The 24,127-nt window shown below is 40.1% G+C and carries 22 protein-coding genes; 15 read left to right on the forward strand and 7 right to left on the reverse strand.

Annotation, left to right across the window (positions count from 1 at the left end):
- The first annotated feature begins 6 nt into the window (after nt 1-6).
- Together mgrA and E4S40_RS09320 are read left to right on the forward strand one after the other, a co-directional pair.
- Nucleotides 7-1,026, forward strand: coding sequence for an L-glyceraldehyde 3-phosphate reductase (gene mgrA, locus E4S40_RS09315; RefSeq protein ID WP_135073359.1), 1,020 nt, complete (start codon nt 7-9; stop codon nt 1,024-1,026).
- The gene (locus E4S40_RS09320) at nt 1,026-2,222 is read left to right on the forward strand and encodes an MFS transporter (protein WP_135073361.1); all 1,197 of its coding nucleotides are present in this window, start codon (nt 1,026-1,028) and stop codon (nt 2,220-2,222) included. The genes mgrA and E4S40_RS09320 overlap by 1 nt, the downstream gene beginning before the upstream one ends.
- A gap of 18 nt (nt 2,223-2,240) precedes the next feature.
- Here the strand turns inward: E4S40_RS09320 and E4S40_RS09325 are convergent, their stop codons facing one another.
- On the reverse strand, nt 2,241-3,032 hold the full coding sequence (locus tag E4S40_RS09325; protein WP_237563161.1) for a hypothetical protein: 792 nt from the start codon (nt 3,030-3,032) through the stop codon (nt 2,241-2,243).
- Between the two features lie 194 nt (nt 3,033-3,226).
- On the opposite strand from E4S40_RS09325, the gene E4S40_RS09330 reads away from it, so the two are divergent.
- Together E4S40_RS09330 and E4S40_RS09335 are read left to right on the forward strand one after the other, a co-directional pair.
- Nucleotides 3,227-4,348 (forward strand): pyridoxal phosphate-dependent aminotransferase, encoded by a 1,122-nt coding sequence (locus E4S40_RS09330; RefSeq protein ID WP_135073363.1) that lies wholly within the window; start codon nt 3,227-3,229, stop codon nt 4,346-4,348.
- A complete protein-coding gene (locus E4S40_RS09335) occupies nt 4,345-4,902 on the forward strand; it encodes a GNAT family N-acetyltransferase (protein WP_135073366.1) in 558 nt (185 codons plus the stop codon). The genes E4S40_RS09330 and E4S40_RS09335 overlap by 4 nt, the downstream gene beginning before the upstream one ends.
- A gap of 133 nt (nt 4,903-5,035) precedes the next feature.
- Here the strand turns inward: E4S40_RS09335 and E4S40_RS09340 are convergent, their stop codons facing one another.
- The 4 genes from E4S40_RS09340 to E4S40_RS09355 form a co-directional block, all read right to left on the reverse strand.
- Nucleotides 5,036-6,355, reverse strand: coding sequence for an ABC1 kinase family protein (locus tag E4S40_RS09340; protein WP_135073368.1), 1,320 nt, complete (start codon nt 6,353-6,355; stop codon nt 5,036-5,038).
- Nucleotides 6,356-6,357: 2 nt separating this feature from the next.
- The gene (locus tag E4S40_RS09345) at nt 6,358-7,023 is read right to left on the reverse strand and encodes a TetR/AcrR family transcriptional regulator (RefSeq protein WP_135073370.1); all 666 of its coding nucleotides are present in this window, start codon (nt 7,021-7,023) and stop codon (nt 6,358-6,360) included.
- Nucleotides 7,024-7,130: 107 nt separating this feature from the next.
- Nucleotides 7,131-7,673 carry an ATP-dependent protease subunit HslV gene (hslV, locus tag E4S40_RS09350; protein ID WP_135073372.1) on the reverse strand — a complete coding sequence of 181 codons (543 nt, stop codon included), beginning with the start codon at nt 7,671-7,673 and terminating at the stop codon, nt 7,131-7,133.
- Nucleotides 7,674-7,802: 129 nt separating this feature from the next.
- Complete coding sequence (locus E4S40_RS09355) at nt 7,803-9,437, reverse strand: pyruvate dehydrogenase complex dihydrolipoamide acetyltransferase (RefSeq protein ID WP_135073374.1); 1,635 nt, start codon at nt 9,435-9,437, stop codon at nt 7,803-7,805.
- 118 nt (nt 9,438-9,555) lie between these two features.
- Here E4S40_RS09355 and E4S40_RS09360 point away from each other — a divergent pair, with 118 nt between their 5' ends.
- The 6 genes from E4S40_RS09360 (at nt 9,556) to E4S40_RS09385 (ending at nt 14,741) form a co-directional block, all read left to right on the forward strand.
- The gene (locus E4S40_RS09360; RefSeq protein ID WP_135074431.1) at nt 9,556-10,515 is read left to right on the forward strand and encodes a YheT family hydrolase; all 960 of its coding nucleotides are present in this window, start codon (nt 9,556-9,558) and stop codon (nt 10,513-10,515) included.
- A 24-nt stretch (nt 10,516-10,539) separates the two neighbouring features.
- The gene (locus E4S40_RS09365) at nt 10,540-11,238 is read left to right on the forward strand and encodes an SOS response-associated peptidase (RefSeq protein WP_135073376.1); all 699 of its coding nucleotides are present in this window, start codon (nt 10,540-10,542) and stop codon (nt 11,236-11,238) included.
- An 82-nt stretch (nt 11,239-11,320) separates the two neighbouring features.
- The gene (locus E4S40_RS09370) at nt 11,321-12,319 is read left to right on the forward strand and encodes a 3-oxoacyl-ACP synthase III family protein (protein ID WP_135073378.1); all 999 of its coding nucleotides are present in this window, start codon (nt 11,321-11,323) and stop codon (nt 12,317-12,319) included.
- 1 nt (nt 12,320) lies between these two features.
- Nucleotides 12,321-12,854, forward strand: coding sequence for a hypothetical protein (locus tag E4S40_RS09375; protein WP_135073380.1), 534 nt, complete (start codon nt 12,321-12,323; stop codon nt 12,852-12,854).
- Between the two features lie 109 nt (nt 12,855-12,963).
- Complete coding sequence (locus E4S40_RS09380) at nt 12,964-14,538, forward strand: toxin-antitoxin system YwqK family antitoxin (protein ID WP_135073382.1); 1,575 nt, start codon at nt 12,964-12,966, stop codon at nt 14,536-14,538.
- Between the two features lie 38 nt (nt 14,539-14,576).
- Complete coding sequence (locus E4S40_RS09385) at nt 14,577-14,741, forward strand: Lacal_2735 family protein (RefSeq protein WP_135073384.1); 165 nt, start codon at nt 14,577-14,579, stop codon at nt 14,739-14,741.
- 193 nt (nt 14,742-14,934) lie between these two features.
- Here the strand turns inward: E4S40_RS09385 and E4S40_RS09390 are convergent, their stop codons facing one another.
- Nucleotides 14,935-15,456 (reverse strand): cupin domain-containing protein, encoded by a 522-nt coding sequence (locus E4S40_RS09390; RefSeq protein WP_135073386.1) that lies wholly within the window; start codon nt 15,454-15,456, stop codon nt 14,935-14,937.
- 162 nt (nt 15,457-15,618) lie between these two features.
- On the opposite strand from E4S40_RS09390, the gene E4S40_RS09395 reads away from it, so the two are divergent.
- From E4S40_RS09395 to E4S40_RS09405, 3 genes are read left to right on the forward strand one after another with little or no spacing between them, the layout of a single operon-like run.
- The gene (locus tag E4S40_RS09395) at nt 15,619-16,866 is read left to right on the forward strand and encodes an ROK family transcriptional regulator (protein WP_135073388.1); all 1,248 of its coding nucleotides are present in this window, start codon (nt 15,619-15,621) and stop codon (nt 16,864-16,866) included.
- Between the two features lie 11 nt (nt 16,867-16,877).
- Nucleotides 16,878-20,183, forward strand: a complete 3,306-nt coding sequence (locus E4S40_RS09400) for a VCBS repeat-containing protein (protein ID WP_237563162.1) — start codon at nt 16,878-16,880, stop codon at nt 20,181-20,183.
- A complete protein-coding gene (locus E4S40_RS09405) occupies nt 20,173-21,513 on the forward strand; it encodes a vanadium-dependent haloperoxidase (RefSeq protein WP_135073390.1) in 1,341 nt (446 codons plus the stop codon). The genes E4S40_RS09400 and E4S40_RS09405 overlap by 11 nt, the downstream gene beginning before the upstream one ends.
- A gap of 185 nt (nt 21,514-21,698) precedes the next feature.
- Here E4S40_RS09405 and E4S40_RS09410 read toward each other — a convergent pair whose 3' ends face one another.
- On the reverse strand, nt 21,699-22,532 hold the full coding sequence (locus E4S40_RS09410) for a 1,4-dihydroxy-2-naphthoyl-CoA synthase (protein ID WP_135073392.1): 834 nt from the start codon (nt 22,530-22,532) through the stop codon (nt 21,699-21,701).
- A 103-nt stretch (nt 22,533-22,635) separates the two neighbouring features.
- Between E4S40_RS09410 and E4S40_RS09415 the strand changes: the two genes are divergently transcribed.
- The gene (locus E4S40_RS09415) at nt 22,636-23,715 is read left to right on the forward strand and encodes an AMP-binding protein (RefSeq protein WP_135073394.1); all 1,080 of its coding nucleotides are present in this window, start codon (nt 22,636-22,638) and stop codon (nt 23,713-23,715) included.
- Nucleotides 23,696-24,124 (forward strand): DUF2141 domain-containing protein, encoded by a 429-nt coding sequence (locus tag E4S40_RS09420; protein ID WP_135073396.1) that lies wholly within the window; start codon nt 23,696-23,698, stop codon nt 24,122-24,124. The genes E4S40_RS09415 and E4S40_RS09420 overlap by 20 nt, the downstream gene beginning before the upstream one ends.
- The last annotated feature ends 3 nt before the right edge of the window (nt 24,125-24,127 follow it).

The following is a 24,127-nucleotide window of genomic DNA, read 5'->3' on the forward strand; positions in this document are numbered from 1 at the left end:
TGATTCATGAATATCAACGATCATAATCCCCTACCCACTTACCATGCTGCTGACAATCGGTATCAAGAAATGAAATACCGAAGAACCGGAAAAAGCGGCTTAATGCTTCCAGAAATAAGCCTTGGCTTGTGGCATAATTTCGGGCACAATGCAGACTTTACACTGGGAAGAAAAATTATTCGAAGAGCTTTTGATTTGGGCATTTCACACTTTGACCTGGCAAATAACTATGGCCCTCCTTATGGTTCTGCCGAGGAAAATTTTGGAAGAATCTTTAAAAAAGACCTACTTCCCTACCGGGATGAACTCATTATTTCCTCCAAAGCTGGATGGGATATGTGGCCAGGTCCTTATGGAAACTGGGGATCGAAAAAATACCTGATAGCAAGCTGTGATCAAAGCTTGAAGCGAATGGGACTGGATTATGTAGATATTTTTTACCATCACCGTCCGGATCCTGAAACTCCTCTTGAAGAAACAATGGGAGCTCTAGATCAATTGGTTCGTCAGGGTAAAGCTCTCTATGTGGGAATCTCTCAATATAGCGCAGAAGAAACAGCCCGTGCTTATTCTATTCTAAAAGAAATGGGCACTCCGCTTCTAATTCACCAGCCACGATATAGCATGCTTGATCGTTGGGTTGAAGGCGGTCTTTTGGATGTACTTGAAGAAAAAGGAATTGGAAGCATTGCATTCTCCCCATTGGAGCAGGGACTATTGACAAACAAATATCTGAAGGGTATTCCTGAAGATTCCAGGGCTGCCAAAGATGGTCGGTATCTGAAGCCTGATCAAATTAGTGGAGACAAAATCCAGATGATCAAAAAGCTTAATGATATCGCTATTTCAAGAGGACAGACCTTAGCGCAAATGGCCATTGCTTGGCTGCTTAAAGATCAACGTATCACTTCCGTATTGGTGGGTGTTTCCAGACCTGAACAACTGGATGACAATGTTGCATCCATTAAAAATTCCCAGTTCAGCGATTCAGAGATAACCGAAATCAAAACAATCATCGGAGCCTAATGCGGCAGATTCAAGCGGGAAGTGCCCTTACGATCATTGTTATCTCCCAGTTTTTGGGCACTTCCCTTTGGTTTGCTGGCAATGCTGTTATTCCTGAATTAAGTCAGAAGTTGGACTTGCCAGAATTGACAGGAGCCTTAACATCTGCAGTTCAATTTGGCTTTATTTCCGGAACTTTAATTTTTGCTATCCTTTCCATTCCAGATAGGTTTTCTCCAAGCAAAGTCTTTTTGATTAGTTCCTTGTTAGCAGCAGGGTTTAATTTTCTAATCACAGTTTTCCCCCTCAACTTTGAGTCTTTATTGGCTTTTCGATATTTGGTAGGCTTTTTTTTAGCAGGAATTTATCCGGTAGGGATGAAAATCGCCGCCGATTATTTTGAAAAAGGACTTGGCAAAGCATTAGGATTACTCGTGGGAGCCCTTGTTCTTGGCACTGCTCTCCCCTTTTTGGTTCGAGGATTAGATTTCCAATATTCCTATGAAATAATTTTTTGGATTACCTCGAGCTTAGCTGCTTTAGGTGGCTTGACTGTTGGACTCTTTGTGCCAGATGGTCCTTATCGAACCCGAAATCCTAAGTTCGATTGGAAAGTACTTCCTCGCCTCAGTCAAATAAATGCCCTTAAAGGAGCAGCTTCGGGATATTTTGGTCATATGTGGGAACTCTACACTTTCTGGGCTTTTGCCCCATTAGCCTTAGCCTATTTTACTACTTGGCAAGCAGGGAGTCCTAGCAATTCCATCGGAGTATTTTTTATTATCGCTATTGGAGCTTTTTCCTGTGCTCTTGGTGGATTTATTGCAGCAAAAAAAAGTAGTCGAAACGTTGCGCTTTCATCTTTACTGGGATCTGGAATTTGCTGTCTTTTGGTATTTCTATTGCCTGAAAATATCGGGGTTCTGGGCTTCCTTTTCCTACTGATTTGGGGAATCCTAGTCACTGCTGATTCGCCCCAATTCTCCACATTAGTTGCCCAGTCTACACCTCCTACATATCGTGGAACAGCTCTTACTCTTGTCAACTGTCTGGGTTTTGCCTTGACTATATTTTCGATTCAACTCACAGAATGGTTAGTGCCTCGATTGGGAGTTTCATTCTCCTTAGGACTTTTAGGGTTCGGTCCTTTGATAGGGATTATTCTTTTTCGCTTTTTTCAAAAAAAAGAGGCCCTGTCTCAAGGCCTCCTAAAGTAGCGTCAAACCGGACTATTGCTACCTAACTACATTTTCTAAAGTTGCTAAATAAACCCACTTTTGCTCCCGAGAGTTCAAACCTTCATTCACAGCTTTTCGATCTGCCTCCGTTTGGTCTAAATCCTCATAGGCTTGAGCATTGAAAAACTGCATGTAATCCTTGTACATATTCAAAGTTAAATGCGTAGACTTTGCTTCAGTTCCCAATGGCAAGGCCGTGCGCAATAGACTCCAATGCCCCATCAAACCTTGTTCAATCCGCTTCTGATGAATTGGTTTGAAGACTTCTTCTTCCGCTTTTTCATAAGCCGCAAAATTGCCTTCTTTCGCCTTCATCAAGTCAAAGGAAGCCAAAACCCCCGGTCTCATGTGAAAATCATCCTCAGTGCTTACAATTTGCTTCATGTATAGCCGCATTGGTAATTCCCGCATGGAAAGAGAATTTTCGAATAATTTCACCACCTGAGCATCATTCAAATGAGGATAAGCAATTTTGGTGTATTCGATCATTTTGGTTTCATCTAATCCATCCATCATTTTTACAGGGTCATCATAATAAGTGATCATGATGTATTGGAAGTCCGAGTGGCTTGCTCCTGACTGCAAGGCCCAAAAGTCCCATCCTGTAATCTGATGATCATTCAAGGCCTGTCTGTAAACCTTTTCCATCAAGTCTTTAAACTCGATGTAGTCAAAAAGTTGGTCACTTTCCACCTTGACAAACTCCAGCACCATGTATTGATCTTTTTGGGCATTCGCAGTAAAAGCCCAAAGCATGATGCCAACGAATAGAAAAACATATTTTTTCATAATTAACTGGGTTAAGTTTCTGTGCTTTGGTTTAATTTAAAAAATTATTCTGCCACTTATATAATTTTTGGAATTTTATTTTTCAAAATACCATCCCTTCAAAAAAAATACTTGCACTTTTCAGGCCTCTAATCTGTAATTTTTTTAATTTACCTACCTGAATTTTGGTATTTCTCCAATAAAACGAAAAGAATATGAATGGATTGTCAAGAAGGAATTGGCTAAAAAAAGTAGGATTAGGAAGCGGTGTGGCAATGATGGGAGGAGGTTTGCTATCCCCCCTTTCAGCAGAAGAGGTCAACAAGTTCAATCCTAGACCAATGGATGGCCCTATTCGATTAGGTTCTAATGAAAACCCTTTTGGCCCATCTCAAAAGATGAGAAAAGCCATGGTAGACCACTTTGATCTGGGTTGCCGCTATCCCTGGGGCTACAATGCTGATTTAGTAAAACTCCTTGCAGAGAAAGAAGGAGTTCCTGAAGATCATATTGTTTTAGTTGCCGGATCCACAGAAGGTCTAAAAGTTGCAGGAATCACCTTCGGGCAAAGCGGAGAAATCATTTCCTGCGCCCCAACTTTCTTATCCATGATGGATTACGCGGAGCTTTGGGGCACGGATATCAATTGGGTGCCATTAAACAAAGACTTGGACTTTGACCTAGATGAGATCGAGAAGCGGGTTTCTTATCAAACACGCTTGGTATTCCTTTGCAATCCAAACAATCCTACTGGAAAATTACTCCCAGCAGATCGTGTAATGGACTTTTGCGAGACAGTCAGCAAAAAGACTGTAGTTTTCAGTGATGAAGCATACTATGACTTCATTAAAGAACCTAATTACCCATCCATGGTTGAGCTAGTCAAAAAAGGAATGGATGTGGTGGTATCCCGTACTTTTTCCAAAGTCTATGGCCTTGCAGGGATCCGATTAGGTTATTTGATCGCAAGACCTGCTTTAGCACAGCGTCTTCGTGAGCGGGTGGTAGCAAATACCAATATCATGGCGATTGAGGCGGGTAAAGCAGCTTTGGGGGATCAGGAATTTTATGATTTCACCCTTCAAAAAACCAATGAAGCAAAAGATGCCATTACCAAAACTTTAGATGATTTGAAACTCCCTTATCTGGATAGTCATGCAAACTTTGTTTTCTTCCAATCAGGTAGAGATATCAAAGAACTGAACAAGGCCTTTGCTGACAAAGGAATGATTATCGGAAGGCCATTCCCTCCTTTAAATGATTGGTGCCGAATTTCTACTGGCACGCCAGAAGAAGTCAACCTATTCAATCAATACTTAAAAGAACTGTACAGTTGATAGAATCATATCTTATTTTAGAAAATGAAAAAATCCTGCTCCGACCAATCAAGGAGCAGGATTTTTCTTTGCTTTTGGAATTGACTCAAGATCAAAGCCTATGGGAATATTTCACCCATAACTTAAGTACCTTGGAAGGAATTCAATCATGGGCAATTCCAGCTTTTAATGGAGAAAGAATTCAATTGGTTTTGATTGATAAGGATTCCGGAAAACTAATGGGCTCCTCTGGTTTTGGGAATTATTCAGAAAGAGATCAACGGATAGAAATAGGTTGGACTTGGATAGGGAAAAATTTTCAGGGGACTGGTGTGAATGCTCAAATGAAATTCCTGATGATGGAATATGCCTTCGAGCAAATGGGACTAGAACGAATAGAATTAAAAACCGATGTTTTAAACCTGCCTGCACGGAAGGCTTTACTCAAATTGGGGTTGGTTGAAGAAGGAATTTTGCGCAGTCATACACTACTCTGCACGGGAAGAAGAAGGGACACGATATATTACAGCCTGTTAAAAAATGAATGGGCAAGATTTAAAAAGTCATTTAAATAAAAGTAGAAGAGCGGCTGTCTTTAAATCTAATTTTTTGTCAGACTGAGCGAAGTCGAAGTCTAGGTGCAGTAAATAGTGCTTCATTTCGACTCTGTTCAATGTGACAAGAGGGATTAAAAAGACAGCCTCTTCCTTATTTCAACCATTCCGGCTTTGTTGTTTCGATTTCAGCTTGAAGCTGATTCAATAAATTGTAGAGTCCGAAATAGGTTCGATTGATATACAATCCATGTCTCGATCCACGCGCTTGTCGGGATTTTTTGAACATTTTATCATTCGAAATCCGATCTCCCAATTCAAAGATCTGCTCAAAGAATCCATCATCAGCAAAGTCAAATCGCTCTGCATGGAAAGGTTTCCCAAGGAGGGAAATCATCTCCTTGAAAACTCCTTTGAAATAGACTTTTTCTTCTTCTGTATCTTGGTCTGAAATGAACTCCAGGCCATAGAATATCTCATTCAATTCTTCTTCTTTAATCAATAAATCCTTTTTGATTAAAGAAAAATAGCCTTTATAAAAATCTTCAGGAATCACCTTCACACAACCAAAATCAATGATTCCCAAAACATCTTTATCCTGAACAATGAAGTTTCCAGGATGTGGATCAGCATGGACTTGCTTCAAATTATGAACCTGATGATGGTAAAAGTCCCAAAGTGCTTGACCTACCTGATTTTTAGACTCTTGACTTGGATTAGTTTCCAACCATTCTTTAATATGTTGACCCTGAATCCAGTCCATGGTAATGATTCGTTCTGAACTAAACTCATCATAATAGTTAGGGAAGTTCAGATTGGGAATATGTGAACAGGCTTTCGAAATCTCTCGAGATCGCTCTACCTCCAACAGATAATCAGTCTCTTCCAGTAATCTTTCCTCCACTTCTTCCATGTAATGATCCAATTCTTTCTCATTCATATTGAGAAGTCGAAGGGCGAAAGGACGCACCAATTTCAGGTCAGAACTAACAGAATCCGCCACGCCTGGATATTGGATTTTTACAGCCAAAGTTTTACCATCCAAGGTCGCCTGATGAACTTGACCGATGGACGCAGCATTTACAGCAGATCGAGTAAATGTTTCAAAAAGCTGTTCGGGGCCTTTCCCAAAATATTTCTGGAAAGTCTTGACCACCAAAGGATAGGAAAGTGGCGGTGCAGAATACTGAGCCATGGTGAACTTATCCTGATAAGCACGAGGCAACAGGTTTTTGTCCATGGACATCATTTGAGCAACTTTCAAAGCCGAACCCTTCAGTTGGCTAAGAGACTTGTAAATATCTTCAGCATTGGACTGATGAAGAGATTCCTTGTCCAATGAAGGATTGACCATTTTTTTAGCGTAATGTCGAACGTAATTCCCTCCGACCTTGGCCCCTGTGGAAATAAATTTGGCCGCACGCTGTACTTTGGAAACCGGGATGGATTCCTGCTCTTTCAGTTTCTCAGCCATACTTATTTGCTTTGATAAAGGAATTTTGCAAAATCAAGAAAACTATCCAGAGCACTTTTACCCATCAGGTCAAATGCTAAATTGACTGATTTTTCGATGGCTGCATCTGTCTTTTCAAAGCCAGGAGACTGATCTTTCAACCAGTAATTGAAAACAAACAAAACCTGAACCCACAGTGCCTCATCATATCGATCCGAAAGAATAGGGCGATTTGCAATTTCCTGAGTTTCTTTTCCTTCTAAAATAATCTCACCTGCATAATCCTTAAATTTGCCTCTAAATTCCTTTAGCTCAGAAGGTAGGCTGGTAAGTGACTTTAATTTCTCTGAATACAAGCTCAACAAGTAAGAACGGTTATTTTTAAGAACTTCAATCCAGGTAAATAGGAAGCCCAAAAACTTTTCTCTTGCAGAGTATTCTTTATAAACTTCTTGCGCTTCAAGTTGGGTAACAGTTTCATCGAAAAGCTGCACCCAAATAGCGGATTTAATCGCATCAAAGGAAGTAAACCAAGTGTAGAACTCCCCTTCAGTCATTTTCAGCTCTTTGGCAAATTTGAAAATGGAAGCTGGCTCCTTTCCAAATTCTAAGACATGCTGTTGGTAACTTTCAAGAATTAACTTTCGATAGTCCTTTTTTGATGTTTTCTTCTTTGCTGTAGTTTCCATGAATGGATAATTGGTTTGCATGGATAACACCTAAAAACAGCAGGAGGTTTAAATAAAAGTCATAAAAAAACCGGACCATCCGATCCGGTTACAAATCCCGTTAAATTTCAATCCTTCACCTTCTCTATCACCAAGTTATGATTGGTGTAAATACAAATATCAGCTGCTATCTGAAGACTCTCCCTGACCATCTCCTCGGCTGATAGTTGTGGGGCGAATTTTTTCAAAGCTCTAGCGGCAGATTGGGCATACATACTTCCGGAACCGATGGTGGCAATTTCCATATCAGGTTCGATGACATCTCCCGTTCCGGAGATGATTAAAATATCATCCTTATCTGCAACGACCATCATCGCTTCCAATTTGCTAAGCATGCGGTCCATTCTCCATTCTTTGGCAAGTTCCACAGCAGCCCGCTTCATATTATTTCCAAAAGCTCCAAGCTTCTCTTCGAATCTTTCCAATAAAGTAAATGCATCGGCTGTTGAACCAGCGAAACCAGTAACGATTCTGCCATTTTGCAAAACCCGGATTTTCTTAACGCTACTTTTCGCGACGGTATTTCCCAAAGTAGCCTGCCCGTCAGCACCGATTACAGTTTGTCCATTGTGACGGATGGCGACGACGGTGGTTGATTTAATTTTTTCCATGAGAATAAAAATTTTCTTCTTTGAATTTCAAATTCGAACTTTCCTACTCAAGTAGGTAAAGATTAGATACCAATAACCGTTCTAAAGCAAAAAGTCCTGTGAAAACAGGACTTTTTGACAGGTTATTGATTAAATCAAAATTCTTACTGGATCTTCGAGCAAACCTTTTAAAGTTAACAGGAAGGCTGAACCAACAGCTCCATCAACAACTCGGTGGTCACAGGAAAGCGTTACTTTCATCACGTTTCCAATCTTCATTTGACCATCCTTCACAATGACAGTTTCCTTAATTCCTCCAACAGCAAGGATACATGCATCAGGCGGGTTGATGATAGCAGTGAATTCTTCTATACCAAACATTCCCAAGTTGGAAATCGTGAAGGTGTTTCCTTCCCAATCCTTAGGCTGCAATTCTTTATTCTTCGCTTTTCCTCCCAAAGTTTTTGCTTCATTAGAAATCTGGGAAAGGGATTTGCTATCTGCGAATCGAATTACAGGAACCAACAAGCCTTCTTCAACTGCGACTGCCATTCCGATATGGATATGGTCATTGTATCGAATCTTATCTCCTAGCCAACTGGAATTTACTTTTGGATGCTGACGCAATGCTGCGGCGGCAGCTTTGATAACCATATCATTGAAAGAAATCTTCACTGGAGAAACCTCGTTCATGCTCTTACGAGCTTCGATAGCCTTATCCATATTGATTTCCATGGTGAGGTAGAAATGAGGTGCTCCAAACTTACTTTCAGAAAGTCGTTTGGCGATCACCTTACGCATTTGTGAAACGTTCTCCTCTCTAAAGCTCTCTTGACCAACAGCTGGAGCAACTCCAGTTGAAACAGCAGCAGCTGGGGCAGCAGCAGGAACATAATTTTCAACATCTCGCTTGATGATACGACCACCTTCACCAGTTCCCGATACAAGTCTAATATCTATTCCTTTCTCCTCTGCAATTTTTTTAGCAAGTGGAGAGGCTTTTACTCTTTCTCCAACTGCCAATACCGGTGCTGGAGCAGCTGCAGATGTAGTAGCTGCAGGTGCTGAAGCCGTTTCTTTCTTAGGCTCAGGCTTTGATTCGGCTTTTGCAGGCGCCTCTTCCTCGGCAGGAGCAGCAGTTTCTTGTTCGTGAGCTTTCAAAAGCGTCTGATAATCTGCTCCTTTCTCACCAATTACAGCAATTACTCCATCGACAGGAACACTGTTTCCAGCCTCAACCCCAATATATAGAAGCGTACCATCCTCGTAAGATTCGAGCTCCATGGTTGCTTTATCAGTCTCAACTTCAGCGATGATTTCTCCAGATTTGATATCATCACCCACCTTTTTCAACCAAGATGCAATGGTACCTTCTTGCATGGTATCCGACATCTTAGGCATGGTTATGACAGTAGCATTGATTGAAGATGTATCAATTTTCTCGGCAACTTTTTCCGGAGCTGCTGGCTTAACTTCTTCTACAGTTTTTTCCTCCTTAGTCTCTGAGGATGCACCGTTTTCTGATAGGAGATGGTCAAATTTCTCTCCCTTTTCTCCAATCACTGCAATAATTCCATTCACTGGAACTGCCTCTTTTTCTTTTACTCCGATATGTAATAGGACACCTTCATCGTAGGATTCAAGCTCCATGGTCGCTTTGTCAGTCTCCACTTCTGCAAGGATATCTCCCGGCTTCACGGTATCTCCGACTTTTTTCAACCAAGCAGCGATCACCCCTTCTTCCATGGTGTCACTCATTTTAGGCATTCTAATTACTTCGGCCATAGGTTTTTGCGCGCTTATCGTTTTTTAAAGTGTCCAAAAATAGTTTTTATAAACTCTTTATTCAAATTTAGACTTGTATTTTCGAGCAGATGATTTTGGGCTTTCTCGCGACAAAAATATGCCATTAATCCCCAACAGTAGCTACCAACGACCTAAGTGGCTGTTTAACCGTCATTTGGAAACCATCTATCCTGCCTTATTTCGGAAAGTAGAACTTCGAAATCCAGAATCAGAAAGAATTCCTACAACCGATGGGGATTTTTTGGATTTGGACTGGTATCAAGCCAAAAATCGTCATCTGATCATCATCTCTCATGGTCTAGAAGGAAACAGCAGAAGACCTTATATGTTGGGAATGGCGCAGATTTTTTTGAAAAACAATTACGACGTTTTGACATGGAATTATCGAGGATGTGGTGAGGAATTGAACCAAAAACCCATTTTTTATCACTCAGGAGCCACCTACGATTTGAATACAGTGGTGGAACATGCTGCTCAGAAATACGACACGATCTCATTAGTAGGCTTTAGCCTGGGAGGAAATCTTACTTTAAAATATCTCGGGGAAACGATGTCTCAGGATAAACCTATCCAAAAAGGCGTAGCTATTTCTGTCCCATTGCACCTTTCATCCAGCAGTAAAAAGATTTCCTCAGGTGAAAATCAACTTTATTCGAAACGATTTTTGAAAACACTTCGAGAAAAAGTAATTCGAAAAGCGCAACATCATCCGGAAGAAATCCCTGTCCAGTTTCTAAGAAAAATTAAAACGCTAAGTGACTTTGATGACTACTACACCGGTCCTTTGCATGGCTTTAGCGATGCGGAAGAGTACTATGAAATCAATTCTTCCATTTTTTTCCTTGAAAATATTACCATACCAACCTTGGTATTAAATGCACAAAACGATCCTTTTCTTTCCGATCAATGCTTCCCCATTAAACTTGCCAAGGAGTTTGACCAGGTATATTTTGAATTTCCTAAACAGGGTGGCCACGTAGGATTCTCTGTTCCAGGAACAAAAGCTCCCTATTACTCCGAAAAAAGAGCATTTGAATTTATTGAAATGGATTTCTAACTTCCGCAAACAAAGAATAAGCAAATGTGCGGACGATACTCCCTCAGCAAAAGTAAAATTGAACTGGAAGAGCGCTTTCAGGCAGAAATGCTCGCGGACTTTTCACCACGATACAACATCGCCCCTACCCAATTGGTACCGGTAATTACTTCAGATAGTCCGAAAGGCTTTTCCTTCTTTTATTGGGGAATTACTCCGGAGTTTGGCAGAAACAAGCCCGTTTCTCAGAAACTGATCAATGCAAGAGCTGAATCGGTTCATCAAAAAGCTTCTTTCAAAAACTCATTCAAAAGAAGACGATGCATCATTCCTGCTGATGGTTTTTATGAATGGAAAAGATTAGGAAAGAAAACCACTATCCCGCATCGCTTTACCTTAGAAAACAACGCCTTATTTTCATTTGCAGGAATTTGGGATGAATATGAAACAGTGGATGGAGAGAATCAACATACCTTTTTAATTTTGACTACCGAACCAAACCAATTGGTTTCGGATGTCCATGATCGAATGCCCGTGATTTTGGATAAAGGATCTGAAAAAAAATGGCTAGACTCCTACAGTTCAGAGGAAGAATTAATTGACTTATTGAAGCCTTATCCTTCGGATCATATGATCAGCTATCCTGTCAGTCCATTAGTCAATTCTATCAAAAATGATAGCCCTGCATTGATTCGGAAAACTTCTCCCATGGACCAACATGGGAATTATACCTTATTTGGATAAACAAAAGGCTCAAAATCCTTTTTTGTTTTCCAAGCCGTGGTTCGGATATTTGCTAACCTTCTTTGAGAAACCCAAAATACTGATGAGAAAATCCAAGATTCTTGGCGTGGGACATTGCGTTCCCGATCGAATTGTTACCAATGAGGAATTGTCCAAAATGATGGACACCAACAATGAATGGATTGTTGAAAGAACTGGAATTCATACACGTCATTGGTTTACCCCTGGAAAAGACACCATCACTTCCCTTTCTAAAAAAGCAACAGAAGTAGCTCTCGAGCGGGCAAATTTGACAGCCAAGGACATAGATTTCATTGTTTTTGCCACAATCACCCCCGACTATTTCATCCCTGGAAATGGGGTTTTGTTACAGCGGGAACTTGATTTTGACAATATCGGAGCATTGGATATTCGAAATGCCTGTTCCGGGTTTATCTATGCATTATCTATCGCAGACCAATTCATTAAAACCGGTATGTATAATCGGGTTTTAGTAGTCGGAGCTGAAATCCAATCTTCCGCATTGGATAAAAGTGATGAAGGTCGCTCTAGTTCGGTGATTTTTGCAGATGGAGCTGGAGCAGTCGTTTTAGGCCCAAGCACTTCCGAAAATTCCGGAATTCTTTCTACCCATCTTCACTCTCAGGGTAAATATGCCGAAGAACTTTACTGTAAAGACCCGGGCAGTAGCCGGGAAGTTCGTCTCTCTCCGGAGCTTATTGAATCAGGTAGCTTTTTCTTGAAAATGAATGGAAATGCAGTATTCAAACATGCTGTAGTCCGTTTTATGGAAGTCATTCAGGAAGCATTGGATCACAATGGCTTGGACAAATCGGCCATTGATCTTCTTATCCCTCATCAGGCCAATCTTCGCATTAGCCAGTACATTCAACAAAAGTTGGAACTTCCGGATGAAAAGGTTTTCAATAATATCATGCACATGGGTAATACCACGTCAGCTACTATTCCAATCGCCATGAGTGAAGCTTGGGAGCAAGGAAAAATTAATGAGGGAGACTTAATCTGTTTGGCTGCATTTGGTTCAGGGTTCACTTGGGCATCTGCTCTTTTACGTTGGTAAAATGGATGAGCTGGATTTGGAACTTTGGGGAAATGAAGAGCTTATCCGAAAACAGAACCAGTTAAAATATCAATTCTGGACTTTATTGGGGAAGGTTGGAGACGCTTTTTCACAAGACTTTCTACTTGAGATTCATCCCAATTCAAAAGGTAAAAAACAGGCTCAAGGCCGGGATTTGGGAGGGCTTCCCTATCAGGTATTGGATATCATTCGGGATTTTGATCTTGAAATTGGCCTAAATATCAGATTACTCAACTGGTTTGGAAAGGGTGTTTTTTTGTTTGTAATAGTTGGTAAAGAGCGCTATCCAAATTTTGATTTCTCCAATCTGGGTTTGACTCCAACTAATACAGAAAGCCCTTTTGATTATGAAGAAATTCTTGGGGAGATAAAAAATTCATCTCAAAAAAATACTGTTCCAAAATATCAGCAAGGATTTCAGCGTTTACCTATTTCAAGCAGCTCCGAGAAAAACTTTCAAAACTGGACACATGCTATAAAGTGTGTATTGGAAGTTTTAAGAGTTAATCACTAAAAGCAAGAATTGATTTTTTTTAACCAATCATAGTCTATCTCCGTACTAATATTCTAAATTGGTAGAGATTATTGCATGCAAAGCCAATAAAATTCTGATTACAAATTCTATGAGATACCTACTCATTCTTCTCTTTTTTAGTTGCAGTTCACTTTTTGCCCAGGAAAACCAACTGGTAAAACAATACAGCCAAGATTCAAGCCTCATTGCAACCGGTGTTATAAGTAATCAGATGAGACAGGGGCTTTGGAAAATTTATGATGCTAAGACTAATAAACTGATAACCACCGGAGTTTTTGAAAATGGACAGCGGGAAGGTACTTGGACTTCTTTTTTTCCAGATGGAAAAAAACAAGCTGAAGTTGAGTACAAAGAGGGAAAGCTTTTTGGTCCAAGCGTCCTCTATGATGAAGATGGCTTCCCTATTCGGGAAATGATTTTTAAGGATAGTCTCCTAGTAGGAAAATACGTAGAGTATTATGGAAAAACGGGTAGGCCAGCGGGTGTAGATCCCTTTCAAGTTTCTCAGGAAGGCACTTTTGAAGAAGGGAAAAAAACGGGTCAGTGGATCAAATATTTTTTCAATGGGGTAGTCTCTGTTCGAGAATATTATGAGAATGGTTTGCGAGAGGGCCCATATTTAGAGTATGATTCCTATGGAAATTTGACTTTGGAAGGAGCATATAAGCAAGGTCAAATGGAAGGCATATTTAAAAGGTACGCTTTGGGAAATCAAGTGTATGAAGAGGGTGAATATAAAAACGGAAAAAAGGTAGGCAAATGGATTCGGTATTTCCCCGAAACTAAAATCATTGAAGCCGAAGAAAACTATGACCCCAATGGAAACCGAATCGGAATTTGGAAATATTACTACGATAATCGCCGCGTTGCTCGAATCGAGAAATATGAAAATGGCATAGCAGTGGGCACATGGGAAGAGTACTACCCGAATAAAAACCTGGCAAAACGTAAAACCTATGAATTGGGAGTTCCAGTAGGAAACTACGTTGAATACTTCCAAAATGGCAAAGAATCCGTTGTTGGTCAATATTCAAATGGCATGAAAACGGGCGTTTGGAAAAGTTACTTCCCAGATGGTGTATTGTACTCTATAGGAGAATACCGAAATGATACCAAAACCGGTCTTTGGAAATACTTTAACAAAATCGGAATTCTTATCGCAGAAGGAGAATATGAGCTAGGAATGGAAAATGGCCAGTGGGTATATTATTATGACGGTGGCCAATTAAAATCCATCGGGACCTACGTCTTAGGTTTTGAGGATGGCATATGGGGACTATTCTACGACAATAAGCAATTGACCCAAGAAGAAACCTGGGACAATGGAAGACTAATGAATATCTCCGATTATTACAGTTATGACGGTTCTACTACCTATGATAAAGGGACTCTGAAAGATGGAAATGGTACTCGGATCACCTATTATGTAAATGGCAAAAAAGAATCCGAGGGAAATTTTACCTCTGGAAAAGCTTCGGGAACCTGGACCTTTTTCCACGAAAATGGCAGAAAGGCATCTGAAGGAATCATGAAGGATGGAAAGAAAGAAGGGAATTGGAAATATTATAATTCCGCAGGAAGGCTCATTGATTTAATTAACTACAAGGATGATGAGGCAGTAGAGGGTGTAAATACAGAACAAGAATTTAAAATCAATTTTTAAACCTCTACCCGAAAAATAGGTTAGTCTAGAAAAAACTTATGTTTGGACTATTCAAGAAAAAGACTGAGGCTGAGAAACTCCAAGAGCTTTACAAGAAAACGCTAGAAAAAGCACACAAACTTTCTCATACAAATCGTACTGAGGCGGATAAGCTAATGGCGGAAGCAGAAGAAATCGCCAAGAAAATCGAAAAAATACAGTAAAAAGTATTTTAACCAATAATTGGATAATTTTATACACAAATATTTGGATTTCAAATAATTATGATTACCTTTAGGTACTTTAAAGCTAGTCCGCTAGTAAATTTTTTAAACTTGATTGAATAAATTTTAAGGGTGATTGAGCTACGGACCAACGTTTTAAAAAAACGATCCCGACCAAACGGTCGGGATTTTTTTATTTTCTTGAATAATCATCCTGTAATCGAACAATATCTGATTCATCAGAAGGATGACTAGGTTCAGTATGCATCCATATTTCAGCTACCACACCCCAGTTAGTTTTCCCAACCAAGCGATGACGCTCTCCCTGAGATAATTTTACGGTTTCATTTTGAACCATATCATGCTCCACTCCCATTTCATCAGTCATACTCCTGACGATTCCTGCTTCTCCAAAAAGTAATTTCCAAATTTCAGCTCTTCGAAAATGGTATTGCCAAGACAATCTTGCACCTGGTGCCACAAGCAGGAATTTTGGACTTAATTTCTGCGAATATTGTTCTTCTGTAAATGGAACATCAGGAAAAAATGAATCATGAAATTTCCTGATTTGCTTCTCATCTATTACAAAAAAACCTCCCCAAGGCCGCTCTCTATCTTGGGAAACAATAGAAAATCCCTCAGAATCAAGGAATTCAAATACTTTCTGAAAAACCTCATCTTTTGAACTAGCGGATGAAAAAAGCAATTCGCTCATATGCTTCAAACTAATCGATAATGAAAATCTTTTTTTCTAAAATGGCTTACAAAAGAAATAAATCGAATTAATATTTAAAATCTTCAGCTTGTTTTATGATTTTTTTTTGAAAGTTTTTTTTGAAAGACAAAAATTACCTTATTTCAAGTATATCTTTCTGCCATGAACCTAATTAATCCTCAAGCTGTCATTGATCAAATGGACGGGGTAGTTGAAATCAAGAGCTACCTCAACAAAATTAAGATCATTAAAAACCTATATCTAAAGGGGGCAAATACTGCCAGTGAAATCTGCAGTGAAGTAGGAATCTCCCTTCCTACGGTAAATTCCCTTCTCAATGATTTGATGAATTCAGGAGAAATCATCAAACAAGGCCGTGCAGAATCCCAAGGAGGGAGAAAGCCTGACCTTTACCGACTTGCTGAAGATGCTTTTTACGTATTATCCGTAGACCTGTCAAAATTTACCATCAATTTAGGACTGTACTCCTGTCACAATACCTTGGCATTTCCCAAGGAATCCCACAAGGTTGTATTGAATAACGAAAAGGAGACGTTTGAAAAAATCTGTGATTTGATGGAGAATTATCTCCAGAAGACCGGAATTCCGTCTGAAAAAATTATTGCCATAGGAGTTTCCATGCCAGGATTAGTCGATGCTGTCGGTGGAGTGAATTACACTTATCTACGATTTGGAAGAAAAACCTTATTGGAAAATTTCGAGGCAAGATTCAATAAGAAAATCTTCTTGGAAAATGACGCACGAGCAATGACTTTGGCCGAATTCAAATTTGGGTCGGAACATGAGCACAAGAATGTACTTGGACTGTTTGTGGGTTGGGGAATCGGTCTTGGAATTATCATAGAAGGAAAGATTTATCGAGGAGCTTCAGGTTTTGCAGGAGAATTTTCCCACTCTCCTATTTTCGAAAACCGAAACGTAACCTGTATTTGTGGTAAAAAAGGATGCCTTGAAGCAGTTGCCTCAGGTACGGCTATCGTACGGATGGCTGAAGAAGCCATCAAATTGGACACTGACAGTATTTTGGCAAGGATGGTTCGAGATCATCAAGGTGAATTAGAGCCTGCGCTAGTTGTGGAAGCTGCTTTAGCGGGTGATCAACGAGCCATTACCATATTATCAGAAGCAGGATTGGATTTAGGAAGAGGGATTTCAATCCTCATCCAACTTCTAAACCCAGACCTGATTATCATCGGAGGTTCGGTTGCTGAAGCCAATCAATACCTCATTACACCTATTCAACAGGCGCTAAACATTTACAGCATGGCTAAGTCCCGTGAAAAATCCAAATTGGCACTTTACCAATTAGGCGAAGATGTTGGTTTGATGGGAGGCGTAGCAGTAGTCAACGAACAATTGTTCGAAGATGTGCTGAACCGTTTAGGATAATCTTATTTATTATGCACTTTTTAAAATCCTATTTTCGAAAAGCTTTTTCGATTGTTTTGGCAATCATGGGCTTAATTTTTCATTTTCCCGCTCAATCCCAAGAAACTTACGCTTCTAAGTATATTCAGCTGAAGCCAAAAAAAATTGGAGTCAATTTCAAAAATCAGTTGACCGAAGATCGGGACAATAACATCCTTCGCTATGAATATTTTTACAATGGAGGCGGAGTAGCTGTTGGGGATTTAGACAATGACGGATTGGATGACATTTTTTTCACAGGTAACATGGTTCCGAATGCTCTTTACAAAAACGTTGGAAACCTCGAGTTTGAAGATTGGACAAAAAAGGCAGGGATTAATAAAAACAAAGGATGGACCACAGGAGTCAGCATGGCTGATGTAAACGGCGATGGACTACTAGATATTTATGTCTGCTATTCGGGAAAAGGCCCTGAGGAAGAGCGAAAAAATGAATTATGGATCAATCAGGGCGATTTCCAATTTGAAGAACAGGCGGAAACCTATGGAATTGCCGATCCATCTAACAGCACTCAAGGTCTATTTTTTGATTTTGACCGGGATGGAGACTTGGACTTATACCTTTTAAATCACCATATCCAAGTCATTACAGAATTGGAATTTGACGAGGCAAAAACAATCCGCCATCCTTATTCAGGGGATAAACTATATCGAAATGAAGGAGGAAAATTCATCGACATAAGTATTGAAGCGGGAATCAAAGGCTCTCCCTTAGGATTTGGGCTTTCGGTCACTGCTACCGATATCAACGAAGATGGCTGGCCCGATTTACTGGTTACGAATGATTACATCGAACCTGATTACCTCTACATCAACCAAAGAGATGGCACTTTCAAAGATGAATTGACGAGTTATTTTCAACACATTTCCCATTTTTCTATGGGAGCTGATATAGCCGATATCAACAATGACGGACTCAAAGATATCTATACGCTAGATATGCTTCCTGAAGACAATAGGCGCCAAAAACTCTTGTATGGCCCGGAAAATTATGAGCAGTATGCACTGATGATCCGAAAAGGATTTTACCATCAAAACATGCGGAATATGCTCCAATTAAATCTTGGGGCAGGAAATTTTGCGGAAATCGGACAGCTTTCTGGGATTTCTAATACTGATTGGTCCTGGTCAGCTTTGTTTTTTGATGCGACAAATGATGGTTTCAAGGACCTATTTATTACCAACGGTTATTTTCGTGATTATACTAATAGGGACTTCCTGAAACACAAAGGGGATTATTATTTCAAACAAGCAGTGGCAGGCGAAGTAGCCGATACTTTACATCTGGTCACTAGCATGAGTTCCACACCAATTTCGAATTATCTTTTCGAAAATAAAGGTGATTTAAAATTTCAAAATCGATCCGCTGAATGGGGATTTGATGAAAAAGGTTTTTCAAGCGGAGCTGCTTTTTCGGACTTGGATAATGACGGCGATTTGGACCTGGTAGTCAACAACCTAAATGAAGTAGCTGGAATTTTCGAAAACACCGGACCAAAGGGAAATTATATTCAGTTTAATCTCAATGGCCCAAAGGGAAACACAAAAGGAATCGGGGCTAATGTGACTATTTTTCATCAAGGTCAAAAGCAAATCCAAGAACTCCAAGTCGTTAGAGGATTTCAATCTTCATCCTCTTATCGTTTGCATTTCGGCCTAGGCAATACAGATAAACTAGATTCCGTTTGGGTTCAATGGCCTGATGGAAAAACAGAAAAAAAAGGGAGCATTAAAGCCAATCAAGTGATGGAATTGCAGTATGAAGATGCGATTAATTCCACTTCAAATAAACTTGTTGAAAAAGCTACACCTCTTTTTAGAAAAGTAAATTCGATTCCAGACTTCATTTCGAAAGAGAGCGGCTTCAATGATTTCAAGCGTCAGCCATTGATGATTACCATGCCTAGCGCCATATCCCCTATTTTAGCCTCTGCTGACCTTAATCAAGACGGAAGACCAGAAGTCTTGTTCGGGGGGACAAAAGGGCAAGCAGCGAAAATTTTCACATGGGATGGACAAAATTGGATGAATTATGCAGGGTTCAACAGCAATGATGAATTTACTGATGCCATTGCAATTTTCGAGGACTTTAATGGAGATGGATGGATGGATTTATTCTTAGGAAGTGGAGGCTACCATGACTATTTAAGAACTGATGAATCCTTAACAGATCGACTCTATCTAAATGACGGAATGGGAAACCTCACCCGACAAAGTGATTTCCCCTCTTATCAAATCAGCACAGGGACAGCCGTGTCAGAAGATTTTAATGGAGATGGTTTAAAAGACTTATTTATTGGAGCAAGGATTATCCCGGGCCGATACCCTCAAACTCCGCCTAGTAAACTTTTGATCAATCAAGGAGAGGGTAGATTTGTAGACCAAAGTGATCAATTTTTAGAAAAGGATGGTTTAATCGGCTTGGTCAGTTCTGCAGTAAGTCAAGATGTGAACGAAGATGGTTTCGTAGATTTAATTCTTGCTGGAGAATTCATGCATTTGACTTTTTTAATCAATGAAAAAGGACAGCGCTTCATAAATCAAACCGAACAATTCCTATCAAATTCACCTAGCGGTTGGTGGAGTGCTTTGGCACAAGCTGATTTGGATGGAGATGGGGATTTGGACTTGATTGCGGGCAACTTTGGAGAAAACTCCCAATTCGAGGTAAGCGATGAGAAGAAATTGCGATTGGTTTTCTCAGATTTTGATCAAAACGGTTCGCTTGATCCAATTTTGGAATGCTACATAGGAGACGAAGCCTACCCATTCCCAAGCCGGGACGAATTACTCAGTCAAATGGTAGAAATGCGTAGCAAGTTTACCACTTACGAAGCTTATGCTGATGCCTCTTTAGAGGACCTATTCGAGTCTACCCAATTAGAGAAAGCGCAAGTCTTAGAAGCGACCAGTTTAAAATCCTTTTATTTTGAAAACACTTCTTCTGGATTTGTTGGAAAGCCATTACCTGAACTTGCCCAGTCATTCCCAATTTATGCAATTTCTACAGGTGATTTTAACCAAGATGGAGAGCAAGACATTCTTTTAGGAGGAAACCAGCATCAAAGTAGAATCAGAATTGGCAATTTAGATGCAGGCCTTGGTTTAATATTACAAGGAGATGGAATGGGTAATTTTTCACCACTTTATCCCAGCGAGTCAGGTCTTTCGATCAAAGGAGACATTAAATCTCTTTTGCCAATCGAATTGAATGGTAAAAAATATTTCCTGATTGGAATTCATGGCCAAGCATTAGAACTTTATCAATATGAGGATTAGCCTTTTTATTTTTGTTTTTTTACTTGGATTTCAGGTAAATACATGGGCAGGAAAAAAGTCCGAAAACTGGCCTTCTATCTACAAAAATCAACTTTTTCATCTGACTGAAGTAATGGTAACTGACGTTGCCAGCCCCCCTGTTGCTGCACGGATTTATGCCTATTCTTGCCTAGCTACCTATTTGATGATAAAGCAACAAGAAGCAGAGTTTTCCCAAGCTGATTTTTTACCAGCTAGCCTTCTCGAAATTGATTTTACCAACGAATCTAAAAAACTCAACTCTCCTGAATTTGCAGCTATTTACGCCATGTTACGGGTGGGAGAAAAGTTAATGCCCTCAGGGTACCTGTTAAAAGAAAAACAAGAAATATGGATCGAGAAAGGCATTAAAAATAAATGGCTCAAAAAATCAGAACTCGAAGAACACATCAGCGAAGCAGAACGGACATCAAGTCTTGTTTTAGAAATAGCCAGAAAAGACGGCTACCTTGAACTTCCTGCCCTGACGCGCTACAGTCCCGTAGAAGAGGAAGGCCGCTGGTATCCGACTCCTCCTGCATACATCGAAGCTGTGGAGCCCGAATGGAGGACTATGCAGCCATTTTTTATTGAAAATTTGAATTCCTACAGTCCTGCTCCTATGGCTCCTTTTAGTTTGGAACAAGGGAGTTCTTTTTACCAGCAATTGATGGAGGTTTATGAGACCGGTAAAAGTCTCACTGAAGAACAAAAATTAATCGCGAATTTTTGGGATTGCAATCCTTTTATGGTGGAATTTTCAGGGCACATGGCCATAGGGGTGAAAAAAATATCTCCCGGAGGTCATTGGATGGGAATTACAGGAATTGCTTCAGAAAAAGCTAACTTGAATTTTGCCGAAACAGCTTATATCCATGCTTTGGTTGGAATGACTCTGCATGACGCATTTATTTCCTGCTGGAAAGCAAAATATGAAACTGATCGAATTCGTCCTGAAACAGTTATCAACCAAAAAATAGATCAACGATGGAGGCCATTGTTACAAACACCTCCTTTCCCTGAATATACCTCAGGGCATTCTGTGATTTCCCGAGCTTCAGCCGTGATTTTAACTGGATACTTTGGTGATTATTTTGATTTCGTTGACGACTCAGAAACTTATTTTGGACTCCCTGAGCGTGAATTCCCTTCATTCCTAAATGCTTCGGAAGAAGCTGCTATTTCGAGATTATATGGGGGAATTCATTTCCGAGATGCGATTGAAGAAGGAGTGAAACAAGGAGAAAAAATCGGAAAAATGATCTGGGAGAAAATCACGCAAAAAGAAATACTGATCCCCTCATCTAAGTAGATTACCCTGAATATTATTCTTCTGATGCATAATAAAACCTAAAGCACTCGCAAATCAGCCATAACCTGAAATGAAAGATGCTCCCAAAAAAATAGAAGGAGGAGGAAGAAGAAGATGAAGAAAGCATATTGGCCAGATTGCATAAAAAAAGCCTGATAGAACAGGCTTTTTTCAATTTCTCTCAATTATGGGATCCATTTAATTTTACTGAAATCGGGCTTTCGTTTTTCTAAGAAAGCATTTCTCCCCTCCTTCGCTTCTTCCGTCATATAAGCTAATCGAGTAGCCTCTCCAGCAAATACCTGCTGACCGACCATTCCATCATCGGTAAGGTTCATCGCAAACTTCAACATCTTGATGGAAGTAGGTGATTTTTGAAGAATTTCCTGAGCCCACTGATAGGCTGTATCTTCCAATTCATCATGAGGAATTACAGCATTGACCATTCCCATTTCAAAAGCTTCTTGGGCGGAATAATTTCTTCCCAAAAAGAAAATTTCACGGGCCTTTTTCTGACCTACCATTTTTGCCAAATACGCAGACCCATATCCACCGTCAAAGCTTGTCACATCCGCATCGGTTTGCTTAAAAATAGCATGCTCCTTACTCGCCAATGTCAAATCACAAACTACGTGCAAGCTGTGTCCACCTCCAACTGCCCATCCTGGAACAACGGCAATCACTACCTTAGGCATAAAACGAATGAGACGCTGAACTTCCAAAATATTCAGTCTATGATAGCCATCATCTCCTACATACCCTTGGTGTCCACGAGCCTTTTGATCTCCTCCTGAGCAAAATGCCCATTTTCCATCTTTTGGTGATGGGCCTTCCCCGGATAAAAGAACCACCCCAATGGACGTATCCTCTTGGGCATCATAAAAGGCATCATACAATTCAGCGGTGGTTTTTGGACGGAAAGCGTTTCGGACTTCCGGACGATTGAAAGCAATTCGGGCAACCCCATTACACTTTTTATAGGTGATATCTTCGTATTCTTTTGCTGTAATCCACTCCATCTGTTTCGATTTGGTTTAAAAATTCGATTTTTTTGCAAGATAACAGGCTTGCTTCAAATTTGTTGACTTCTCATTAACCTTCCAATCTACTAGCGCTTTCAGCATGTTTCAACTTCATTTTGAAAATCAGATTTTTCGAACACCAGAGGATTTTAGATCTTCTTCTGATAATGAAGTTCTCCAGCAAGCACTTTCTTTTTGTCGAGATTGGATGGAAGGAATAGAAACATTTATTCAAAAAACATCCGGTTCGACAGGAGTTCCCAAAGAAATAGAGATCACAAGAAAACAAATGATTGCTAGTGCCCAGGCTACCGGCGATTTTTTTCAGATAAAAAGTTCTGACTTGCTACTAGCCTGTCTTCACCCCAATTACATTGCGGGCAAAATGATGCTTGTCAGGGCTATCATTTGGGATGCACCATTGATTTTGGTAGAACCAAGTAGCGATCCACTTCAGCGAATTCCCAACACTATACATCCTGATTTTGTGGCAATGGTCCCACTTCAGGTAGAGAACAGCCTCAAAAATCAAGATTCCAAACGAAAGCTTCAACAAATCAAACATATACTGATTGGCGGAGCTCCTTGTTCAGCTCAGCTTCAAAAGCAATTGGCTGAAAATGAAATTCAAGCTTGGCAAAGCTTTGGGATGACAGAAACAGTTTCCCACATTGCGCTTGCAAAAATAACTGGAGCTCCCTTGTGGTATCACCCACTTCCCGGGGTAAAAATCGGTCAGGATGAGCGGGAGACTTTATGGATCGAAAGCCCGATGAGCAGGAACCAACGAATTCAAACGAACGATAGAATCACCTTTAATTCCTCTGGGAATTTCCAATGGTTGGGAAGAGTTGATTTTGTGGTTAATTCCGGTGGAATCAAATTATTTCCAGAGGTCTTAGAACAGCAAATCGAAGTGGAAATGGACAATTTTTTCCCCGGAAAGCGGTATTTTTTGGGAGGAATTCCTGACCCAACTTTAGGAGAAAAATTGGTTCTTCTTATTGAATCCTCAGAGAAAGACAGACAAAAGGCAGAGATTTTGCTCCGACAACTCACTTCCAAAATTTCACGTTATGAAAGGCCTCGGGAAGTTGTTTTTCTAACCCATTTCGAGGAAACATCTAGCGGTAAAATAAACCGAATTAAAACCTTAGCGCATGCTTCTTTGGATCATTAGATTGTCCTTTCTCTTAATGGAGGTATTTCCGCAAAGCGTGCCTCAATTGGAGCTTCATGTCACCAAGAGTGAATCTAATCAAGGCCTGATTCGCGTTTTAATTTTTGACCAGGCAGATGGCTTCCCAGACAACCCACAAAAAGCTAAATTGGCATTAAGCCTTCCAATTGAGAACTTTAAAACTCAAACCCTGATCAATTCCCTGCCACCCGGAAAATATGCCATTTGCACTTTTCAGGATAAGGATGAAAATGGAGAAATCAATAAAAATTTCTTCGGATACCCTACAGAGCCTTATGGATTTTCAAATAATCCCAAGATCTCTTTTTCCATTCCATCTTTTGAAAAATGTTTGATTGAAATCAAAGAAGGCAAAAAAAACATAGTAACTATAGAATTGAAGAAATAGCAT

It is taken from the genome of Algoriphagus kandeliae, from assembly GCF_004571135.1.
Taxonomy (GTDB): Bacteria; Bacteroidota; Bacteroidia; order Cytophagales; family Cyclobacteriaceae; genus Algoriphagus; species Algoriphagus kandeliae.